The sequence below is a fragment of the Atlantibacter sp. RC6 genome, from assembly GCF_014193285.1.
In the GTDB taxonomy this organism is placed as follows: domain Bacteria; phylum Pseudomonadota; class Gammaproteobacteria; order Enterobacterales; family Enterobacteriaceae; genus Atlantibacter.
This window is the reverse complement of the sequence record NZ_JACHZE010000001.1, coordinates 386216-405384: the sequence shown is the minus strand read 5'-3', so window position 1 is coordinate 405384 and position 19169 is coordinate 386216. Positions and strand designations below refer to the sequence as shown.

18 protein-coding genes, 1 pseudogene and 1 riboswitch are annotated in these 19169 nt (G+C 55.8%); of the genes and pseudogenes, 9 read left to right on the top strand and 10 right to left on the bottom strand.

What is annotated here, in order from left to right; all coding sequences use genetic code 11:
* Positions 1 to 46: 46 nt before the first annotated feature.
* Positions 47 to 859, top strand: a complete 813-nt coding sequence (rlmA, locus tag FHW74_RS02075) for a 23S rRNA (guanine(745)-N(1))-methyltransferase (RefSeq protein ID WP_183168924.1) — start codon at positions 47 to 49, stop codon at positions 857 to 859.
* On the opposite strand, the gene mntP is transcribed toward rlmA, so the two are convergent.
* The 5 genes from mntP to manX form a co-directional block, all read right to left on the bottom strand.
* The gene (gene mntP / locus FHW74_RS02070) at positions 856 to 1419 is read right to left on the bottom strand and encodes a manganese efflux pump MntP (protein WP_183168923.1); all 564 of its coding nucleotides are present in this window, start codon (positions 1417 to 1419) and stop codon (positions 856 to 858) included. The genes rlmA and mntP overlap by 4 nt on opposite strands.
* Position 1420: 1 nt before the next feature.
* Positions 1421 to 1604: riboswitch (yybP-ykoY riboswitch) on the bottom strand.
* A gap of 198 nt (positions 1605 to 1802) precedes the next feature.
* Positions 1803 to 2261 (bottom strand): DUF986 family protein, encoded by a 459-nt coding sequence (locus FHW74_RS02065; protein ID WP_183168922.1) that lies wholly within the window; start codon positions 2259 to 2261, stop codon positions 1803 to 1805.
* 63 nt (positions 2262 to 2324) lie between these two features.
* Positions 2325 to 3185 carry a PTS mannose transporter subunit IID gene (locus FHW74_RS02060; protein ID WP_167509382.1) on the bottom strand — a complete coding sequence of 287 codons (861 nt, stop codon included), beginning with the start codon at positions 3183 to 3185 and terminating at the stop codon, positions 2325 to 2327.
* Between the two features lie 12 nt (positions 3186 to 3197).
* Positions 3198 to 3998, bottom strand: a complete 801-nt coding sequence (locus tag FHW74_RS02055) for a PTS mannose/fructose/sorbose transporter subunit IIC (RefSeq protein WP_183168921.1) — start codon at positions 3996 to 3998, stop codon at positions 3198 to 3200.
* Between the two features lie 67 nt (positions 3999 to 4065).
* Entirely contained in the window at positions 4066 to 5046 is a 981-nt protein-coding gene (manX, locus tag FHW74_RS02050) for a PTS mannose transporter subunit IIAB (protein ID WP_183168920.1), read from the bottom strand.
* A gap of 464 nt (positions 5047 to 5510) precedes the next feature.
* On the opposite strand from manX, the gene yoaE reads away from it, so the two are divergent.
* Positions 5511 to 7070: a CNNM family cation transport protein YoaE gene (gene yoaE, locus FHW74_RS02045; RefSeq protein ID WP_183168919.1), complete on the top strand. Its 1560-nt coding sequence runs from the start codon at positions 5511 to 5513 to the stop codon at positions 7068 to 7070.
* Here yoaE and FHW74_RS02040 read toward each other — a convergent pair whose 3' ends face one another.
* From FHW74_RS02040 to pabB, 4 genes are all read right to left on the bottom strand, one after another.
* Positions 7071 to 8669 (bottom strand): EAL domain-containing protein, encoded by a 1599-nt coding sequence (locus tag FHW74_RS02040; RefSeq protein WP_183168918.1) that lies wholly within the window; start codon positions 8667 to 8669, stop codon positions 7071 to 7073.
* A 121-nt stretch (positions 8670 to 8790) separates the two neighbouring features.
* Positions 8791 to 10155, bottom strand: a complete 1365-nt coding sequence (gene sdaA, locus FHW74_RS02035) for an L-serine ammonia-lyase (RefSeq protein WP_183168917.1) — start codon at positions 10153 to 10155, stop codon at positions 8791 to 8793.
* Between the two features lie 180 nt (positions 10156 to 10335).
* Entirely contained in the window at positions 10336 to 10914 is a 579-nt protein-coding gene (locus FHW74_RS02030; protein WP_183168916.1) for a CoA pyrophosphatase, read from the bottom strand.
* Between the two features lie 9 nt (positions 10915 to 10923).
* Positions 10924 to 12288, bottom strand: coding sequence for an aminodeoxychorismate synthase component 1 (gene pabB, locus FHW74_RS02025; protein WP_183168915.1), 1365 nt, complete (start codon positions 12286 to 12288; stop codon positions 10924 to 10926).
* A 96-nt stretch (positions 12289 to 12384) separates the two neighbouring features.
* On the opposite strand from pabB, the gene FHW74_RS02020 reads away from it, so the two are divergent.
* The 3 genes and pseudogenes from FHW74_RS02020 (at position 12385) to FHW74_RS02015 (ending at position 13211) form a co-directional block, all read left to right on the top strand.
* On the top strand, positions 12385 to 12570 hold the full coding sequence (locus FHW74_RS02020) for a YoaH family protein (RefSeq protein ID WP_183168914.1): 186 nt from the start codon (positions 12385 to 12387) through the stop codon (positions 12568 to 12570).
* 231 nt (positions 12571 to 12801) lie between these two features.
* A pseudogene (locus FHW74_RS22975) lies at positions 12802 to 12924 on the top strand (STM2901 family protein); the annotation flags it as partial.
* A complete protein-coding gene (locus FHW74_RS02015) occupies positions 12918 to 13211 on the top strand; it encodes a DUF1493 family protein (RefSeq protein ID WP_183168913.1) in 294 nt (97 codons plus the stop codon). The pseudogene FHW74_RS22975 and the gene FHW74_RS02015, both read left to right, overlap by 7 nt.
* 254 nt (positions 13212 to 13465) lie before the next feature.
* Here the strand turns inward: FHW74_RS02015 and FHW74_RS02010 are convergent, their stop codons facing one another.
* Entirely contained in the window at positions 13466 to 13816 is a 351-nt protein-coding gene (locus FHW74_RS02010) for a RidA family protein (RefSeq protein WP_183168912.1), read from the bottom strand.
* Between the two features lie 154 nt (positions 13817 to 13970).
* Here FHW74_RS02010 and FHW74_RS02005 point away from each other — a divergent pair, with 154 nt between their 5' ends.
* The 4 genes from FHW74_RS02005 to fadD all read left to right on the top strand — a co-directional run bounded on the left by FHW74_RS02005 (position 13971) and on the right by fadD (position 19151).
* A complete protein-coding gene (locus tag FHW74_RS02005) occupies positions 13971 to 15881 on the top strand; it encodes an ATP-dependent DNA helicase (RefSeq protein ID WP_183169429.1) in 1911 nt (636 codons plus the stop codon).
* Positions 15882 to 15950: 69 nt separating this feature from the next.
* Positions 15951 to 16646 carry a tRNA (adenosine(37)-N6)-threonylcarbamoyltransferase complex dimerization subunit type 1 TsaB gene (gene tsaB, locus FHW74_RS02000; protein WP_183168911.1) on the top strand — a complete coding sequence of 232 codons (696 nt, stop codon included), beginning with the start codon at positions 15951 to 15953 and terminating at the stop codon, positions 16644 to 16646.
* A 36-nt stretch (positions 16647 to 16682) separates the two neighbouring features.
* Positions 16683 to 17261, top strand: a complete 579-nt coding sequence (locus FHW74_RS01995; RefSeq protein WP_183168910.1) for a Slp family lipoprotein — start codon at positions 16683 to 16685, stop codon at positions 17259 to 17261.
* Positions 17262 to 17465: 204 nt separating this feature from the next.
* Positions 17466 to 19151 carry a long-chain-fatty-acid--CoA ligase FadD gene (fadD, locus tag FHW74_RS01990; protein ID WP_183168909.1) on the top strand — a complete coding sequence of 562 codons (1686 nt, stop codon included), beginning with the start codon at positions 17466 to 17468 and terminating at the stop codon, positions 19149 to 19151.
* Positions 19152 to 19169: the final 18 nt, after the last annotated feature.

The window sequence follows — 19169 nt, the reverse complement described above, 5'->3', positions numbered from 1 at the left end:
GGCAATTCAGGCTACACTTGCGCGCTTTAGAAAACCCGGAGTTGTTATGTTTACCTGCCCACTTTGCCACGCCTCTCTGAGCGAAAAGCCTAAAAGTTACGCCTGCCCGCAGGGGCACCAGTTTGATAAGGCCAAAGAAGGCTATGTAAATTTGCTGCCGGTGCAGTTTAAACACTCAAAACAGCCGGGCGATAATGCCGAGATGATGCAGGCGCGTCGCGCGTTTCTTGAGGCCGGGCATTATCAGACGCTGCGCCAGCGGGTCGCTGATTTGCTCGAAAAATTTCTTCCTGAACAAGCCAGCGCTGTTGTGGATATTGGCTGTGGGGAAGGGTATTACACCGCCGCGTTCGCTGAAGTGGCGTTAGCCCGGGGGGCAAAAACCTGCGGGTTGGATGTTTCAAAAATTGCGATTCGCTACGCGGCGAAACGCTACCCCGATGTAACCTTTTGCGTCGCCTCCAGCCACCGTTTACCCTTCGCAGACGCCTCGCTGGATGCCGTCATCCGTATTTACGCTCCCTGCAAAGCGGAGGAACTGGCAAGAGCCGTGAAGCCAGGCGGATGTGTGATTACCGTGGTTCCCGGTCCGCGTCATTTGATGCAGTTGAAAGGGCTGATTTACGATGAAATCCAACTGCACGCCACCGAGAGGGAAGCGTTAGCCGGGTTTACCTTGACGGAAGAAATCCAGCTTGCTTATGGAATGACCCTGAACGCGGAGCACGCTGTCGCGCTGTTGCAAATGACGCCATTTGCCTGGCGAGCGCGCCCGGAGGTGTGGGTGGCGTTGAGCGCTGTAGAAGCGTTTGATTGTGAGACCGATTTTTATATCCGCGTCTGGCAGCGCGACAGTTAAGCGAAGTGGCTCCAGAGGATCTGTGCGCCAATCCCCATCAGTACCAGCCCGCCGAGGATCTCGGCGCGTTTGCCCAGCAGCGGGCCGATAAAGCGGCCCAGCATAATGCCCAGCGTAGACATGATCAGCGTCGCGCAGCCAATCGCCAGCGCGGTATAGACGATATTAGCCTTTAGAAACGCCAGACCAACGCCGACGGCCATTGCGTCGATGCTGGTGGCAAAGGCAGTAGTGACTAATAACCATACGCTGTGGCGGCGCAGTTGCGTGGCCTCTTCTTCAGAGCCGCCGCGCACGCCTTCAATGATCATTCGCACGCCCAGGAACATCAGCAGGGCGAAGGCGATCCAGTGATTCCACTCAAGCACAAATTTGCTGGCGAAAAGGCCGAGCGCCCAGCCGATAAGCGGGGTGAGGGTTTCGATAACGCCAAATATCAGGCCGATGCGTATCGCCTGCGAGAGCTTAGGTTTATGAAGGGTCGCGCCTTTGCCAATCGATGCGGCGAAAGCGTCCATCGACATGCCGAATGCGAGAAGAAGGGTGGCGGAAAGATTCATCAAAGCGTCCTGACCGGGATATCCATATACACAACCACTGCCCCGGTAATCAGCAGTGAATGTGCCTATGGTCTCGCTTGACTAAGAGGGCTCCCAGTCCGTACGCGCCACGTTGTTACAACGAGTATGTTGACACGTACATTTCCAGCTACAGTGGAAATTAGCTACTCCCCAATGACGGGCGCAACAGTACCATATTCAGGAAATATAAAACAACCCACAAAAGTTGTTATTTTTCAAATTAATTGATAACGATTTTCATTTGAGTTGATTGGTAATCAAAAGGTTAATAAATAGTTTTAACAATGGCTCAAAATAATATAGCCATGGCTATATTGGTGGTTAAATAACCGCCGATAATATAGATAAGGCTATTATTTAACCTATTGAATATTAACGAGAAGTTTATAAATTCTCTCAAGATCGTCAATATTTTTTACCCGAATCAGCAGGCGGCGCTGCTCTAATTGCATCACCAGCACGCCGTCTTCGGATAAATTCATGGCTTTAATACGGTTATATTCTATCCATGCGTTGGCGAAGAAAAAGCCGTGAGATTTGAAAATAATTTTCGGCTGACGAAACCAAAAAAGATAAATCGCCATCAGCGCCAGCGCGCCTAATAGCCAGGTGGTTAACGGCGCGCCGTGTGAGGCAATATTGTTATAAATCAGTATGCCAACCAGCCCGACGAAAATGGCGCCGTCGACGCGGCTGCGGCGTAGCAGGGGGATGGTTAACAGCGTGGCGCCTTTGCGTCTCGCCATAATGACGTCGTCATAGAGGGCAAAGGCCAGCAGCACCAGAATAAACAGGATCAGAACCCAGTCCGTCAGCGTCATGCAAACTCCCTAATAAAAAACCGGGAGCAAGCTCCCGGTTGTAAACCTCAGGAAAACCGTATCTTACAGCCCAAGCAGCCCGATCGCATAGCCAACGATACCGATTACGAAGAAGCCAACGATAATCCACAGCGGGTTGACTTTCTTACGCAACAGCCACATACAGGCGAAGGTCAACAGCAGCGGCACCAGGCCTGGCATCAACTGGTCGAGAATGGTTTGCACCGTGGTGACCTTTTCCGCGCCGGTCTGGTCAGTGATCCGCGAGACCACCAGCGGGATATTCACATGCGTCCATTTGTTGACCAGCGCCCCCATCACAAACAGGCCGAGAATTGACGCCCCCTCGGTCAGTTTTTGCAGGAAGCCGCCGCCCATATCCTTAACGATATCGATCCCTTTGCGGTAGCCGTATGCCACGCCGTAATAGCGCGTCGCAAGGCGCACCGCGTTAAACAGGATAAAGAACAACAACGGCCCCAGCAGGCTGCCGCTCATGGCGATACCCGCGCCCAGCGCTGCAAATACCGGACGCACCGTACCCCAGAAAATCGGGTCGCCAACCCCCGCCAGCGGCCCCATCAGGCCAACTTTGATCCCGTTAATCGCGCCATCGTCAATTTCTGCGCCGTTAGCGCGCTGCTCTTCCATCGCCAGGGTTACGCCCAGAACCGGCGCAGCCACGTAAGGATGGGTGTTAAAAAACTCCAGGTGGCGCTTAATTGCCTGGCGGCGCGCCTCGTTGTTTTCCGGGTAAAGGCGTTTAATCGCCGGGATCATCGAGAAGCAGAAACCCAGCGCCTGCATACGTTCGAAGTTCCATGAACCCTGGAACAGGTTAGAACGAATAAACACGCCGCGAATATCGCTTTGGGTGAGCTTTTTCTCACCGGTAGTCGCCGTACTTTTTGTCATATCAACCATTTCGCTCACCTGTTAGTCCAGTTCGTTATCAAGATCGTTAGCGCCAGCGGCCGGTGCAGGCGCGGCGGCGGAACGGTTGTATTTCGGGCTAAGTTGGATGTAGAGGATGGCCATAACCGCGCCAATCACACCCAGGGCAACCAGGTTGAAGTTGGTGAACGCCGCGGTGACGAAGCCAAGATAGAAGAACGGCATCAGGTAGCCCGCGCGCATCATGTTGATGACCATTGCGTAACCTACTACCACAATCATGCCGCCTGCGATGTTCAGACCGCTGGTCACCACTTCAGGAATGGCGTTCAGCATGTTCTGCACTTCGCTGGTGCCCACGGACACCGCCACGATCACCGCCGGGATAGCGATACGCATGGCTTGCAGGAACAGCGAGGAAACGTGGATCCACGACAGGGCGGTGAGATTGCCTTTTTCCGCCGCGCTGTCCGCCGCGTGCTGGAAGCCCACAGTGATAGTACGCACGATAATGGTCAATACCTGGCCTGCCGCCGCCAGCGGGATCGCCAGCGCGATACCAGCACCGATGCTTTGATGGCCGGCAATAACCAGAATGGTTGAGATAATGGACGCCAGCGCGGCATCAGGGGCTACCGCCGCACCGATGTTCATCCAGCCGAGGGCGATCATTTCCAGGGTACCACCGATAATGATACCGGTCTTCATATCGCCCAGTATGGCCCCGACGAGGGTACAGGCGATAAGCGGACGGTGAAACTGAAATTCATCGAGTACCGACTCCATACCCGCGATACACGCAACGATGAACACCAGCACAATCTGAAGAGTGGTAATCTCCATTGTACTTCTCCTATAACATTGACAGACTTAAGTGTGAAAGCTGAAAAACCTCATTCGGGTTCCGCGGTTATGGCGTCACTTTGCGGAGTAAATCCATCATTTTCAGTTTTTGATCGTTGGAGACTTTGCGGACTTCAAGCTCAATGCCGCGCGCGTTCAGTTTGTTGAAAGCGTCGATATCTTTGCTGTCCACGGAAACCGCGTTATTCACCTGAGTTTTGCCCTGACGGTAGGCCATCCCGCCAATATTCACCGAAGTAATATTTACGCCGCCTTCCACCACGCGCTCCACGTCGGTCGGGTTGGTGAACAGCAGCATCACGCGTTCCCGCGCGTATTTCGGGTTGTTGTAGACGCGGATCATCTTGGCGACATCCACCACGTGGGCGGTCACGCCGGGCGGGGCGACCTGGGTGAGCAACGTTTTACGCACCGTGTCCGCCGCCACTTCATCACTGACTACGATGATGCGCGAAACGTTGGTTTCTTTCGTCCAGCGGGTGGCGACCTGGCCGTGGATTAAACGGTCATCGATACGGGCAAGGCCGATCACCATATAATCTTCCGGGCCCATAGGTTTTGCCGGCGTCGCGGCTTTCGGTGCCGCGGCAGCCGCGGTGGGGGCTGCGGCAGGGGCGGCTTTTTCAACCGGTTTCGCTTTCAGCGCTTTCACGCCTTCGCGGCCGGTTTCTACCGCCAGCGCGACCAGTTCATCGAATGATGGGTTATCGTCGCGCGCCATTAAGGTTTCAACCAACATGGGAATGTTGACCCCAGCAATTACTTCATGGTGCTCTTTATCGACGACAATACGGCTGGCGGCGTTGAATGGGCTGCCGCCCCAGGTATCGACGAGAAACAGCACGCCCTGGCTGGTATCGAGTTTCGATAACTGGGCAGTGTATTTTTCGATCAGTGTTTCCGCGTTCTCACCGGGAACAAAATCAATCCAACCCACATTTTCTTGCTCGCCCAACAGCATCTCGGCGGTTTTGAGCAGTTGCTCAGCGGCCCAACCGTGAGTGCCTATGACAATAGCAATAGTCATGTGCTACCTCCTTTATTGTTTTAACACCCTCGTAACGAGAGCATCGCGAATCATAACTGGCTTACCGAATCGATTCAGATAAGGGGTTTATTGAGACAAATGCCTAATCCGTGATTTATTTTAGATAGTGAAAAAATAATTTATGTGATGAAGATCCGTAATTTAGCTTAAGCCGGTTCGTAAAAATGGCTGCAAAAAACTATCAACGATAACTGTGTCAGCAAAATTGCAAATTCTGGTAAATCTTTGCAAAAGGCTGATTCCCTTTGCTAATGTATGCTTCTTATTCACTATCAGGAGTAGCGGGCAGCAGCCCACCGTATGGACCGTCACCGACGTCACTTCACTTCCGCCTGTTCTCAGGCCACTCGTCATACCGACGCATCACACCTAATGTTAGCTACTGTTCTTGCGCCCGCGAATTGTGCGGTGCCGTTTAGTCATTCCTTCAGCTGGAGCTTGCTATGGAATTATTAATGGACCCCTCGATTTGGGCGGGTTTGCTGACGCTTGTGGTACTGGAAATCGTTCTTGGTATCGATAACCTGGTGTTTATCGCCATCCTCGCGGACAAACTGCCGCCGAAGCAGCGTGACAAAGCCCGTTTAATCGGTTTGTCACTGGCGCTGGTTATGCGTCTGGGCCTGTTGTCGTTAATTTCCTGGATGGTTACGCTGACGCGCCCGCTGTTCAGCGTGATGGATTTCACCTTCTCTGGCCGCGATCTGATTATGCTGCTCGGGGGCCTGTTTCTGCTGTTTAAGGCCACCACCGAACTGCACGAACGGCTGGAGAATAAGCAGCATGACGGCGCCCATGGCAAAGGCTACGCCAGCTTCTGGGTAGTGGTGCTGCAGATTGTTATCCTTGATGCGGTGTTCTCTCTCGACGCGGTGATTACTGCGGTGGGGATGGTGAACCATCTGCCGGTGATGATGGCGGCGGTGATTATTGCCATGGCGGTCATGCTGCTGGCCTCTAAACCGCTGACGCGATTTGTGAACCAGCATCCGACGGTGGTGGTGCTCTGTCTCAGCTTCCTGCTGATGATCGGTCTGAGCCTGGTGGCGGAAGGTTTCGGTTTCCATATTCCGAAAGGCTATCTGTACGCGGCTATCGGCTTCTCAATCCTGATTGAGCTGTTTAACCAGATTGCCCGTCGCAACTTCGTTAAGCACCAGTCGCGGCTGCCGCTGCGCGCCCGAACCGCGCAGTCGATCCTGAGCCTGATGGGCGGCAGCAAAAAAGGGAATGTTCAGCCGGAAGCGGAAGGGACGGCCATGGTGCCGATCCCGGAAGAAGCCTTCGCCCATGAAGAACGCTACATGATTAACGGCGTACTGACCCTGGCGTCGCGTTCCCTGCGCAGCATTATGACGCCGCGCGGCGAAATCAGTTGGGTGGATGCGGAACTGAGCGTAGATGAAATCCGCGAGCAGCTCCTGTCCTCGCCGCACAGTTTGTTCCCGGTATGCCGTGGCGAGCTGGATGAAGTTATCGGCATCGTACGCGCCAAAGAACTGCTGGTGGCGCTGGAAGAGGGCGTGGACGTGGCGGCAATCGCGGCGCAGTCTCCGGCGATTGTGGTGCCGGAAACCCTGGATCCGATCAACCTGTTAGGCGTGCTGCGTCGCGCCCGCGGCAGCTTCGTTATTGTTAATAACGAATTTGGCGTGGTGCAGGGCCTGGTGACGCCGCTGGACGTGCTGGAAGCGATTGCCGGTGAATTCCCGGATGCGGACGAAACCCCGGAAATCGTGGCGGATGGCGATGGTTGGCTGGTTAAAGGCGGTACTGATCTGCACGCGCTACAGCAGCATGTAAACGTTTCTACGCTGGTGAACGATGAAGACGACATTGCCACCGTAGCGGGTCTGGTGATTGCGGTTAACGGCCAAATCCCGCGCGTCGGCGATGTGCTGGACGTTGCGCCGCTGCGCATCACCATCGTTGAAGCTAACGATTATCGCGTGGATCTGGTCCGGGTGGTCAAAGACGAACCCGAACACGACGAAGAAGAGTAATCAGCGCAGCGTTAAAGCGGATACAGGCCGATCGTTGTGAGTGGCAGGTGGCGGTAAGTCACCTGCCAGCCAGCGCGGGAAATCGGCGATGGGCATCGGCTTTGCGTATAAATATCCCTGCAGTATCGCCACGCCGTGACGGCGCAAATACCCTTCCTGCTGTTCTGTTTCTACCCCTTCCGCCACCAGATTGATTCGCAGCCGTTTGCCCAGCGCGATAATAATATCCGTCACCGTGGAGTTCACCGCGTCGGTACCTATCGCGGCGGTAAAGCTTTTATCAATTTTCAGCACATTGGGGTGCAGGCGCTCCAGATAGGCCAGCGAACTCTGGCCGGTACCGAAATCGTCAATCGCCAGCTCCACGCCCATCTGGTGCAGCTCGCGCACTACCCGGTAATCCATATCCGGTAGCGCATCGCGTTCCGTGAGTTCCAGCATCAATTGCTGTTTAGGCTGCTTTGCAAACCAGATGCGGCGCAAATCATCAACAATCACCCCCTGATGAAAATGGCTGGCCGCCACGTTAATGCCGATATGAAACTGCTCCGATGCCGGGAAAAGATGCAGCTGGCGCACGGTTTCCATCAGCACATAGCGGGTAAGCGGCGCGATCAGATCTTGCTGCTCGGCGAGGGGGATAAACACGTCCGGGGAGATCCATCCCTGGCGCGGATTGTTCCAGCGCAGCAGGATCTCCACGCCGACGCAGTGCCGGTCGCGCGCCCGCACCAGCGGCTGGCAGAATACTTCAAACTCCCGGGCGGCGATGCCGAGGTTAATTTCCCAGGAAAAACTCATCCGCGTCGCGCTGGCAAGCCAGGTGATATAGCCGATCAGCAGGCTGAGCATCAGCGCCAGCGGGAGTTGAGCGGGCAGGCTTTGTAGCGCGACGCTCTCCGGTGACGGGCCGGTGGCGATCACCGCAAACGGGTAGCGGCTGGAATGATAGCGATGCTCAACGTGGCCTCTGGCAAGCGGCAGTTGGTTATCGTAAATGGTCGGGCCGACCAGATATTGATTTGCCACATTCAGCACCGCCTGGGTGATTAAGGGGGGGCGCGGCTGAAGCGTCAGCCCTGCCAGCAGCTCAATATTCACCACCTGCATGACGCCGCTTTGCCCGTCCAGGCTCGACGGCTCCCACAGCAGCAAAATTGGCGAACCCTTTAACAGCGATCCGGCGGTGGAAAGCGTCATCAGCGGGTAGACCGAAGGCAGTTTAGGCTGCAATTGATTAATCGGAATATCGCGCTGACCAAAAATACTGGAGCAATACAGGGTACCCTCTTTTACCAGCGCGATGGAGCGAACCGTTTGCAGGCGCGCCGCCTGCTCGCGTAGCTGATACTGCGTCATATCGCAGGGGATGCCGGGCAAGGTCACCAGTGATTTGCGCGCCACCTCGATAGGTTCCAGCACTTTTTCCAGAGAGGTAACGGCGCGTTGGCTGTACTCGTCAATTTCCTGGCGGTTGTCGCTGCGCTCGGTGACATAGCGCAGGCCCAGCGTCACGATAAGCGTCAGAATGGCCAGAATGATGCAAAGGATCAGACGTCTGCGTCGGTAATGGTAAATGATGCGCTGGGCTGTTTGCATCTCCGTAGCCTCTCAAGACTTCCCCAGAGGGTGGAGAAGTGAACATTGAAAGTGTAGTGGGGATTATTTATGACGAAACCGCGACAGATAAAAAAAGCGCCGCGAATGCGGCGCTCAATGCTTAGTTACACTGGACTTTAATCGCCAGCCCGCCGCGCGAGGTTTCGCGGTATTTGGCGTTCATATCTTTACCGGTTTCGTACATGGTCTCGATGACTTTATCCAGCGAGACGCGCGGCGCGCTGGTGCGGCGCATCGCCATACGGGAGGCGTTAATCGCCTTAACCGACGCGATAGCGTTACGCTCAATGCACGGCACCTGTACCTGGCCCGCGACCGGGTCGCAGGTCAGACCGAGGTTATGCTCCATGCCAATTTCCGCCGCCACGCACACCTGTTCCGGGCTGGCGCCGAGAATTTCCGCCAGACCGGCTGCCGCCATGGAGCAGGCCACACCCACTTCACCCTGGCAACCCACTTCGGCACCGGAAATTGACGCGTTCATTTTGTACAGCGCGCCAATCGCCCCGGAGGCCAGGAAGTAGCGGATATACACATCCGGCGTCACCGGTTCGATAAAGTGATCGTAATAAGCCAGCACCGCCGGAACGATACCGCAGGCCCCGTTGGTCGGCGCGGTCACGACGCGGCCCCCCGCGGCGTTTTCTTCATTTACCGCCAGCGCGAACATATTGACCCAGTCGATCACGGTCATCGGGTCTTTATTGTTCTTATCGCTGGACACCAGCATTCTGCGCAGCGCAGAGGCGCGACGCGGCACGCGCAGCGGGCCAGGCAGCACGCCTTCGGTATTCATACCGCGGTCGATACAGGCCTGCATGGTGCGCCATACGTTGCCGAAATACTGTTCAATTTCCTGCTTCGTATGCAACGCCAGCTCGTTTTTCATCACCAGGCCGGAGACAGACAAACCGGTGTCATTGCAGTAATCCAGCAGCGCCTGAGCGGATTTAAACGGATACGGGACGCTAACGTCGCCGCTGGCGTCTTTACCGAAGTGGGCTTCGTCGACGATAAATCCGCCGCCGATGGAATAGTAGGTGTTGCTGTAGATTTCTTTGTCGCCGCTATAAGCGGTAATGCGCATCGCGTTTTCATGCAGCGGCAGGTTGTCGCTTTGAAAACGCATGCCGTTGTCTTTCGGGAAATCCACTTCGTGGCGGCCCTGAGCCAGCAGCAGGCGCTCGCGGGTTTCAACATCGCGGATAAACGCCGGGATGCTGTCAATATCAACGGTATCAGGTAGATTACCCGCCAGGCCCATAATGATAGCGATATCGGTATGGTGGCCTTTGCCGGTAAGAGAAAGCGAGCCGTAAACGTCAACCGCTACGCGGGTCACGTTTTCCAGTAATCCTTTTTCGACCAGATCATCGACGAACTGCTTCCCTGCCTTCATCGGTCCAACGGTATGGGAAGAGGAGGGGCCAATGCCCACCTTAAACATGTCGAATATACTAATCACAGTAAAAACTCCTGCCAGGGGCACCCTTTTGGGTGACGATGTTAGAACAACGCTTATTTTAAGAGTTTATTGTTCGGCACAGTTAATTATTCACATGAATAAAACTAATGCTTCAGACAATATTCCCTAATAAAGTGTCGCCAGACCCCACAAAAAACAGGGATTATGCTGTTATTATAGTTAAGGTTTCATGCCGATTTGCAGAGCCAGTTCACGAATAATGCCCGCCGTCATGCCCCAGACAAAGTAGTGCTCATACCATGACAGCCAGACGCGGTGATCGTTACCGCGCCGGTGGATATCCAGCGGATGGTAGCGACCAAGGCGCAGCGCCTCATCCAGCGGCATCTCAAATACCGCAGACACTTCCTCTTCGCTGGCGCGATAAGGCAGGTCAGGCGGGATAATGCCCACCACCGGCGTGACCTGAAAACCGGTGACGCTGTCCACGGTGGGCAATACGCCAATCACTTCGACCAATTCCTGCGGGATCGCCACCTCTTCCTGGGCTTCGCGCAGCGCGGCGGCAATCAGAGAACTGTCCTGCGGATCGCGCGCGCCGCCGGGGAAGGCCACCTGTCCGGCGTGTTTGCGCATCCGCGTTGAACGCTGGGTGAGCAGCAAACCGGGAACCGGGCGGCGGACAATGGGCACCAGCACCGCAGCCTGGCGCTGATTAATCGAATGGCGGCTGATCTCCGGGCGTAATAACTGAAAACGGGCTAAAAAACTGTCCAGCGTCATCGGCGGATTACTCATGAGGCTCCTTCACAGGTGATTAAGGATACGATTAACTTTATCAAAAGTTTCCTGATATTCCGCCGCTTCGTCACTGTCCGCCACGATGCCGCCTCCCGCCGAGCAGTACAACGTCCCATGCTGCGCGGTCACGGTGCGGATGGTAATGCTGGTATCCATATTGCCGCAGAAGCTGATGTAACCGATGCTGCCGCACCAGGCATTACGCCGCTGGGGCTCCAGCTCTTCAATAATCTCCATCGCCCGGACTTTGGGTGCGCCGGTAATCGAGCCGCCGGGGAAACTGGCGCGCAGCAGGTCGGTGGCGTGAAGCGTGGCGGGCAGGGTGGCGGTAATGGTGCTCACCAGATGATGCACCGCCGGGAAAGGCTCCACCACGAACAGCTCCGGCACCCTGACGCTGCCCGGCAGTGCAACGCGTCCGATATCGTTACGCAGCAGATCGACAATCATTAAATTCTCCGCCCGGTCTTTGGGCGATGCGGCCAGTTTTTGCGCCTGTAACGCATCCTGTTGCGGATCAGCCAGGCGCGGCAGGGTGCCTTTAATCGGGCGCGTCTGGATCTGGTCGCCTTCCAGCAAAATAAAGCGCTCCGGCGACAAGCTGAGTATCGCCTGGTCCGGCAAACGTAAGAAGGCGCTGAACGGCGCGCGATTGGCGGCATTGAGCTGCAAAAACGCCTGCCATTCATCCCCCTGATAGCTGGCCTGAAAACGCTGCGCCAGATTGACCTGATAGCAGTCGCCGCTTTGCAGGTAAGCCTGAATCTGGCGGAATTTAGCGCCGTATTCTTCGCGGCTCATATTCGCTGACCAGTCAGAGGTGCGCGCAAACGGCGCGGGCTCTGGCGCACATTGCTGCTCCAGCCAGGCGAGGCGCGCCTCGGCGTCATCCCAGCTTATCAGCGTCAGGGTCTGGCGATGGTGATCGGCAACCAGCGCCCAGTCGTAAATCCCCACCGCCATATCGGGCGCGTGGATGTCCTGGCTGGCTATTACCGGCAGTTTTTCAAAGCGTCGCCCAAGGTCGTAGCCGAACAAACCCAACGCGCCGCCCTGGAAGGGCAGGTCAGAGGCGGTGTCAGGATGAATATTCAGCGACGCCAGCGCAGATTTTAACAGCGCTAACGGGCAGTCATTTGAGGTCTGGATCGGGTCGCCGGTGTCGATATCGGTTGAGGAACCGACCGTTTGCAGCGTGATTTTCGGATCGGCCACCAGAATATCAAACCGGTTATGGGCATGGTCGGCAAAACCGGAATGCAGCAGCATCGCCCAGGGCTGATGGTGGAGGGTGGCAAAACGGGTCAACAGCGCATCAGATTGCCAGGGCAGCGTAACCGACTTCAGGCCGGAGGAGTGGATTGTTTGCATCGCTAAACTCATCAACACGGGTTGCCTGTGCGCCGTGGTTGGCGCAATCCGGGCAACGTGAAATAATAACCGTCAGCAATGTAACAGGAGTCAACCATGTTTGCAGGATTACCTTCACTCACCCATGAACAGCAGCAGCAGGCGGTCGAGCGGATTCAGGAACTGATGGCGCAGGGATTAAGCAGCGGCCAGGCTATCGCCCAGGTGGCGGAAGAAATTCGCGCGTCCCATAAGGGCGACCGCATCGTCGCCCGTTTTGAAGATGAAGACGACGAAGAATAAGATGTTGTCGATCGTCGCAAAATCCGGCGCCATCAAATGGTGCCGGGAGAGCGATAAGCAAAGAAGCATGAAAAGAAGTGCTTATTTAGTAATTAAAATCTTTTAACCTTAACAGGTGTGATAAGTTCATTGAAAAGGGTAACAAAGATACTTGTCTGTTGCTCTGGTAATATTTTTAATGAATTTTTTAATTATCCAGAAGTTAAGTCAATTAATACATACCACGTATATTTTGCTGGTAGAGCTGTTCCGGTTGTTGGCTGGAGTATACTTGCCTCGGATGTTTGGCAAATTTCTTATCACACTGTAAGAGATTACAACCGTATAGCCAGAGGAAATGACAAAATATGGTAGATGCTATCGAAAAACGGATTTATGAGATTATTAAACCATGGAATGGCATTACATGGTCTGCCTTCAAAGTTAAGCCCTTGACCGGCGAAACTTCTTTGAATCATTCACTTAACATGGATCCTATCGAAGCGGCAGATCTGTTGCTGGAAATCTTTGATGAATTTGGCCTAAATTTTGAAGATTTAAATTTTAAGATTTATTTTGCTAAACACCGCAAAGACGAAAAACCGCTGACCATCAATATGCTTATTGAGTCCGCCAGAGCGGGCCGCTGGCTATATGAGTGATTCACGCCGGAGGGCTGCTTTTCGCTCTCCGTTAATTATGGTTTGTACAACCAATCGCAGATTTATTATTTTTCCGGGAATGTTCATACGCAGCACGCCAGGGTTCGCCAAATGAGTTCTTCAACAATAAATGAGAGGTAGAAAAAGATAAAGCAACTACAGGATGGGAGGAAATCATGGCGACGCTTAATGAAAAATAATGGTCTTATATAAAGCGCACAGCGAGCGAATAATCGCTCGCTAAGACATGGCAATTACACCGCCGCAATAATTTTAATCTCCACCTTGTATTGCGGCTTCATCAGTTTCGCTTCCACCGTGCAGCGCACCGGCGCATGACCGGCAGCCACCCAGGCGTCCCAGGCTTGATTCATTTGCGCAAAGTCGGCGCGATCGGCGAGGAAAATCGTCGCGTCGAGAATGCGGGTTTTGTCGCTGCCCTGGGCCTGTAGCATTTCATCGATCTGCGCCAGAATATTGGCGGTCTGGGCACGCGCATCGGCATCGGCATCGGTATTTTCCGGCACGCCGGTATAGTAGAGGGTCTGATTGTAAATCACGGCGTCGGACCAGCGGGCTTCCGGATTGATGCGAAGGATTGTCATCGTTATGTCCTTATGGTTTTCAAAGAGTGCCAGACTGCCATATTGGGAGCGTCGCGTCATCTCTTTGGCTGGCGAAAGCCGCGCGCCCCTGACATAATCACTGGCAATTTATCCAGGGGGTAGTGTGACGGACATCAGTGTGGCTGAAGAAAATGTGACGGACGATTTCGCAACCGACGGGCAACTGGCAAAAGCGATACCAGGCTTTAAACCGCGTGAACCGCAGCGTCTGATGGCGCAGGCCGTGGCGAAAGCGATCGAGACGCAAACCCCGCTGGTGGTCGAAGCCGGAACCGGCACAGGGAAAACCTACGCCTATCTGGCCCCTGCGCTGCGCTCGGAAAAGAAAGTCATTATCTCCACCGGATCCAAGGCCCTTCAGGATCAGCTTTACAGCCGCGACCTGCCTACCGTCGCCCGCGCCCTGGACTATAAAGGTAAACTGGCGCTGCTCAAGGGGCGCTCTAACTATTTGTGCCTCGAACGCCTGGAACAGCAGGCGCTGGCCGGGGGCGATCTGCCGGTCCAGACGCTGAGTGACGTGATCCTGCTGCGCAGTTGGGCCAATCAAACCTATGACGGCGACATCAGCACCTGCGCCAGCGTGGCGGAAGATGCCCCGGTTTGGCCGCTGGTCACCAGCACCAACGATAACTGCCTCGGGACGGACTGCCCGCTGTACAAAGATTGCTTCGTGGTGAAAGCGCGTAAAAACGCCATGGAGGCCGACGTGGTGGTGGTCAACCATCATCTGTTTATGGCGGATATGGTGGTCAAAGAGAGTGGGTTCGCCGAGCTGATCCCGGAAGTGGACGTGACCATTTTCGATGAAGCGCACCAGATCCCCGATATCGCCAGCCAGTATTTCGGCCAGTCGCTGTCCAGCCGTCAGCTTCAGGATCTGGCAAAAGACATCACCATCGCCTACCGCACCGAAGTCAAAGATACCCAGCAACTGCAAAAATGCGCCGACCGGCTGGCCCAGAGCGCGCAGGATTTCCGCCTGCAACTGGGGGAGCCGGGCTTTCGCGGTAATCTGCGCGAATTGCTGGCGGATCCCGCTATCCAGCGGGCGCTGGTGCTGCTCGATGATGCGCTGGAGCTGTGCTACGACGTGGCGAAGCTGTCACTGGGCCGCTCGGCGCTGCTGGATGCGGCGTTTGAGCGCGCCACCCTGTATCGCGCCCGTCTGAAGCGGCTTAAAGAGATCAACACGCCGGGCTTCAGCTACTGGTACGAGTGCAATTCACGCCATTTCACCCTGGCGCTGACCCCCCTGAACGTGGCGGATAAGTTTACCGAGGTGATGGCGCAAAAATCCGGCACCTGGGTTTTCACCTCCGCCACGCTGTCGGTGAATGACGATCTCCACCATTTCACCGATCGGTTAGGCATCAGCGAAGCGGAAACCCTGCTGCTGCCCAGCCCATTTGATTACCAGAAACAGGCGTTGCTTTGCGTGCCGCGCGGCTTGCCAATGGCCAACCAGCCCGGCGCGGCGCGTCATCTGGCCAGAATGCTGAAACCAATGATCGAGGCCAACAACGGGCGCTGTTTTATGCTCTGTACCTCTCATGCCATGATGCGCGATCTGGCGGAGCAGTTCCGCGCCATGCTGACGCTGCCAGTGCTATTGCAGGGCGAAACCAGCAAAGGCCAACTGTTGCAACAGTTTGTCGACGCAGGCAATGCCCTGCTGGTGGCGACCAGCAGTTTCTGGGAAGGCGTGGACGTGCGCGGCGATACGCTGTCGCTGGTGATCATCGATAAATTGCCGTTCACCTCGCCGGACGATCCGGTGCTCAAAGCGCGCATGGAAGATTGCCGCCTGCGCGGCGGCGATCCGTTTGACGAAGTGCAACTGCCGGATGCGGTCATCACCCTGAAGCAGGGCGTCGGGCGTTTGATCCGCGACGTCGACGACCGTGGCGTGTTGGTGATTTGCGACAACCGGCTGGTGATGCGTCCTTATGGCGCGGTGTTCCTGGCGAGCCTGCCGCCTGCGCCGCGTACCCGCGACATTACCCGCGCCGCCGCGTTTCTCGCCACCCCCGTGACGGAGTAATTTGTGCCAGACTATGGTAAGATGCGCACCATTTTTAGATGACCCCACCTCGCGAGAGTGCGAAAAGATATGCGAATTCTGGCCATAGACACCGCCACCGAAGCCTGTTCCGTAGCGCTACAGGATAACGACACCACTCATGCTCATTTCGAGCTGTGCCAACGTGAGCACACCCAACGAATTTTGCCGCTGGTTCAGTCACTTCTGAACCAGTGTGCGGTTTCCTTGTCTGAGATTGACGCGCTGGCGTTTGGCCGCGGCCCCGGTAGTTTTACCGGCGTGCGCATCGGTATCGGCATCGCTCAGGGCCTGGCGCTGGGCGCGGAACTGCCGATGATCGGCGTGTCGACGCTCGCCACCATGGCCCAGGGCGCGTACCGCAAAACCGGCGCGACCCGCGTGCTGGCCGCCATTGACGCGCGTATGGGCGAAGTCTACTGGGCGGAGTACCAGCGTGATGAGCACGGCGTCTGGCATGGCGAACACACAGAAGCCGTGTTAAAGCCGGAAGTGGTTAACGCGCGGTTGATGGAATTAAGCGGAGAATGGGCAACGGTCGGTACCGGCTGGCAGGCCTGGCCCGAGATGGCTAACGGTAGCAGCGTGACGCTGGTAGACGGCGGTATTCAACTGCCCGCCGCTGAAGACATGCTGCCGCTGGCAGCGCAGGCTTTTGAACAACAGAAAACGGTGCCGGTTGAACAGGCCGAACCGGTTTATCTGCGCAATGAAGTCGCCTGGAAAAAACTGCCAGGCAGAGCGTAATCGCCTGACGCGGCGCGTCGGGTTAAGGAGTCAACAATGGCGATGCAAAAAACGATGTTTCGCATATGGCTGATGGCGGCAGGCGCGCTGGTGCTCTCCGGATGCGTCTCGATCCCGGACGCTATCAAAGGCTCCAGCCAGATGCCCCAGCAGGATCTGGCTGCCGTAATGGACGCGCCGCGCCTGTACGTCGGGCAAGAAGCGCGTTTCGGCGGTAAAGTGGTGAGTATTCTCAACCAGCAGGGCAAAACCCGGCTGGAAATCGCCACCGTGCCGCTCGACAGCGGCGCACGTCCGGTGCTGGGCGAGCCTTCGCGTGGGCGTATTTATGCCGACGTGAACGGCTTCCTCGATCCGGTAGACTTTCGTGGTCAACTGGTGACGGTACTCGGCACGATTACCGGCGCGGTGGATGGGAAAGTCGGCGCAACGCCGTATAAGTTTATGACCATGGACGTGACAGGTTATAAGCGCTGGCATATCACCCAGCAGGTGGTGATGCCGCCGCAACCCATCGATCCCTGGTTCGGCCCGTACCCGTGGCGCTATGGTTATGGTCCATGGGGCTGGTATAATCCCGGCCCGGCTCAGGTTCAGACCATTGTGACCGAGTAACCCTTTGTTTTGCGGTAATAACAGACAGCGGCAGGTCCGCTGTCTGTTCGTTTTCAGGACATAAGAAAAATAAATAGTGACGCGCTTCGCATCCTTAAATCAGCCTAATTAATAAACTGGTACGCTGAGTTAATATTATGTTAACGACATGTTTTTATTATTGGGGTTGCGATGACGACGAATACTACTTTCAGAGGTGATGCATTGAAGAAGGTTTGGCTTAACCGTTATCCGGCCGATGTTCCGGCTGAAATCGACCCCGATCGTTATCAATCCCTGGTAGAACTTTTTGAGCAGGCCGTGACGCGTTACGCCGACCAGCCCGCCTTTATCAATATGGGCGAGGTGATGACCTTCCGTAAGCTGGAAGAGCGTAGCCGCGCTTTCGCCGCTTATCTCCAGGAAGGGCTGGGGCTGCAAAAGGGCGATCGCGTGGCGCTGATGATGCCTAACCTGCTGCAATATCCGGTGGCGCTGTTCGGGATTTTGCGCGCCGGGATGATCGTGGTGAACGTTAACCCGCTGTACACCCCGCGCGAGCTCGAGCATCAGCTAAATGACAGCGGCGCCAGCGCCATCGTGATCGTTTCCAACTTCGCCCATACCCTGGAAAAAGTCGTTGACCGCACCCAGGTTAAGCACGTGATCCTGACCCGCATGGGCGACCAGCTCTCCACCGCCAAAGGCACGGTGGTCAACTTTGTGGTTAAATACATCAAGCGGCTGGTGCCGAAATACCATCTGCCGGACGCCATTTCATTCCGTAGCGCGCTGCATAACGGCTACCGGATGCAGTACATCAAGCCGGAAGTGACCGGCAACGATCTTGCCTTCCTGCAATACACCGGCGGCACCACCGGCGTCGCCAAGGGCGCGATGCTGACCCACCGCAATATGCTCGCTAACCTGGAGCAGGTGAAAGCCACCTACGGGCCGCTGCTGTTCCAGGGCAAAGAGTTTGTGGTCACGCCCTTACCGCTGTACCACATCTTCGCGCTCACCATGAACTGCCTGCTGTTTATCGAACTCGGCGGCCAGAATCTGCTGATCACCAACCCGCGCGATATTCCGGGTCTGGTGAAAGAGATGGCGAAGTACCCGTTCACCGCCATGACCGGCGTAAACACGCTGTTTAACGCGCTGCTGAACAACAAAGAATTCCACCAGCTCGATTTTTCCACGCTGCACCTCTCTGCGGGCGGCGGTATGCCGGTTCAGCAGGCGGTGGCGGAGCGCTGGGAAAAACTCACCGGGCAATTTTTGCTTGAGGGCTATGGCCTGACCGAGTGTTCGCCGCTGGTGAGCGTTAACCCGCATGATATCGACTACCACAGCGGCAGCATCGGCCTGCCGGTGCCGTCTACGGAAGCGAAGCTCATTGACGACGAGGGCAATGAAGTGCCGCACGGCGAGCCGGGCGAGCTGTGCATTCGCGGGCCGCAGGTGATGTTAGGCTACTGGCAGCGCCCGGACGCCACTGACGAAATCATCAAAGACGGCTGGCTGGCGACCGGTGATATCGCCGTGATGGACGACGAAGGCTTCCTGCGCATTGTGGATCGCAAAAAAGACATGATCCTGGTGTCCGGATTTAACGTTTATCCTAATGAAATCGAAGACGTGGTGATGCAACATAACGGCGTCAGCGAAGTGGCGGCGGTGGGCGTCCCGTCCGGCGCCAGCGGCGAAACCGTGAAAATCTTCGTGGTGAAGAAAGATCCGGCGCTGACCGAAGAGTCGCTGATCACCTTCTGCCGCCGTCATTTGACCGGTTACAAGGTGCCGAAGCTGGTAGAATTCCGCGACGAGCTCCCGAAATCCAACGTTGGAAAGATTTTACGACGAGAACTGCGTGACGAAGCACGCAAGCCAGGCAACAATAACGCCTGAGCTCCGAGACAGTCGCCA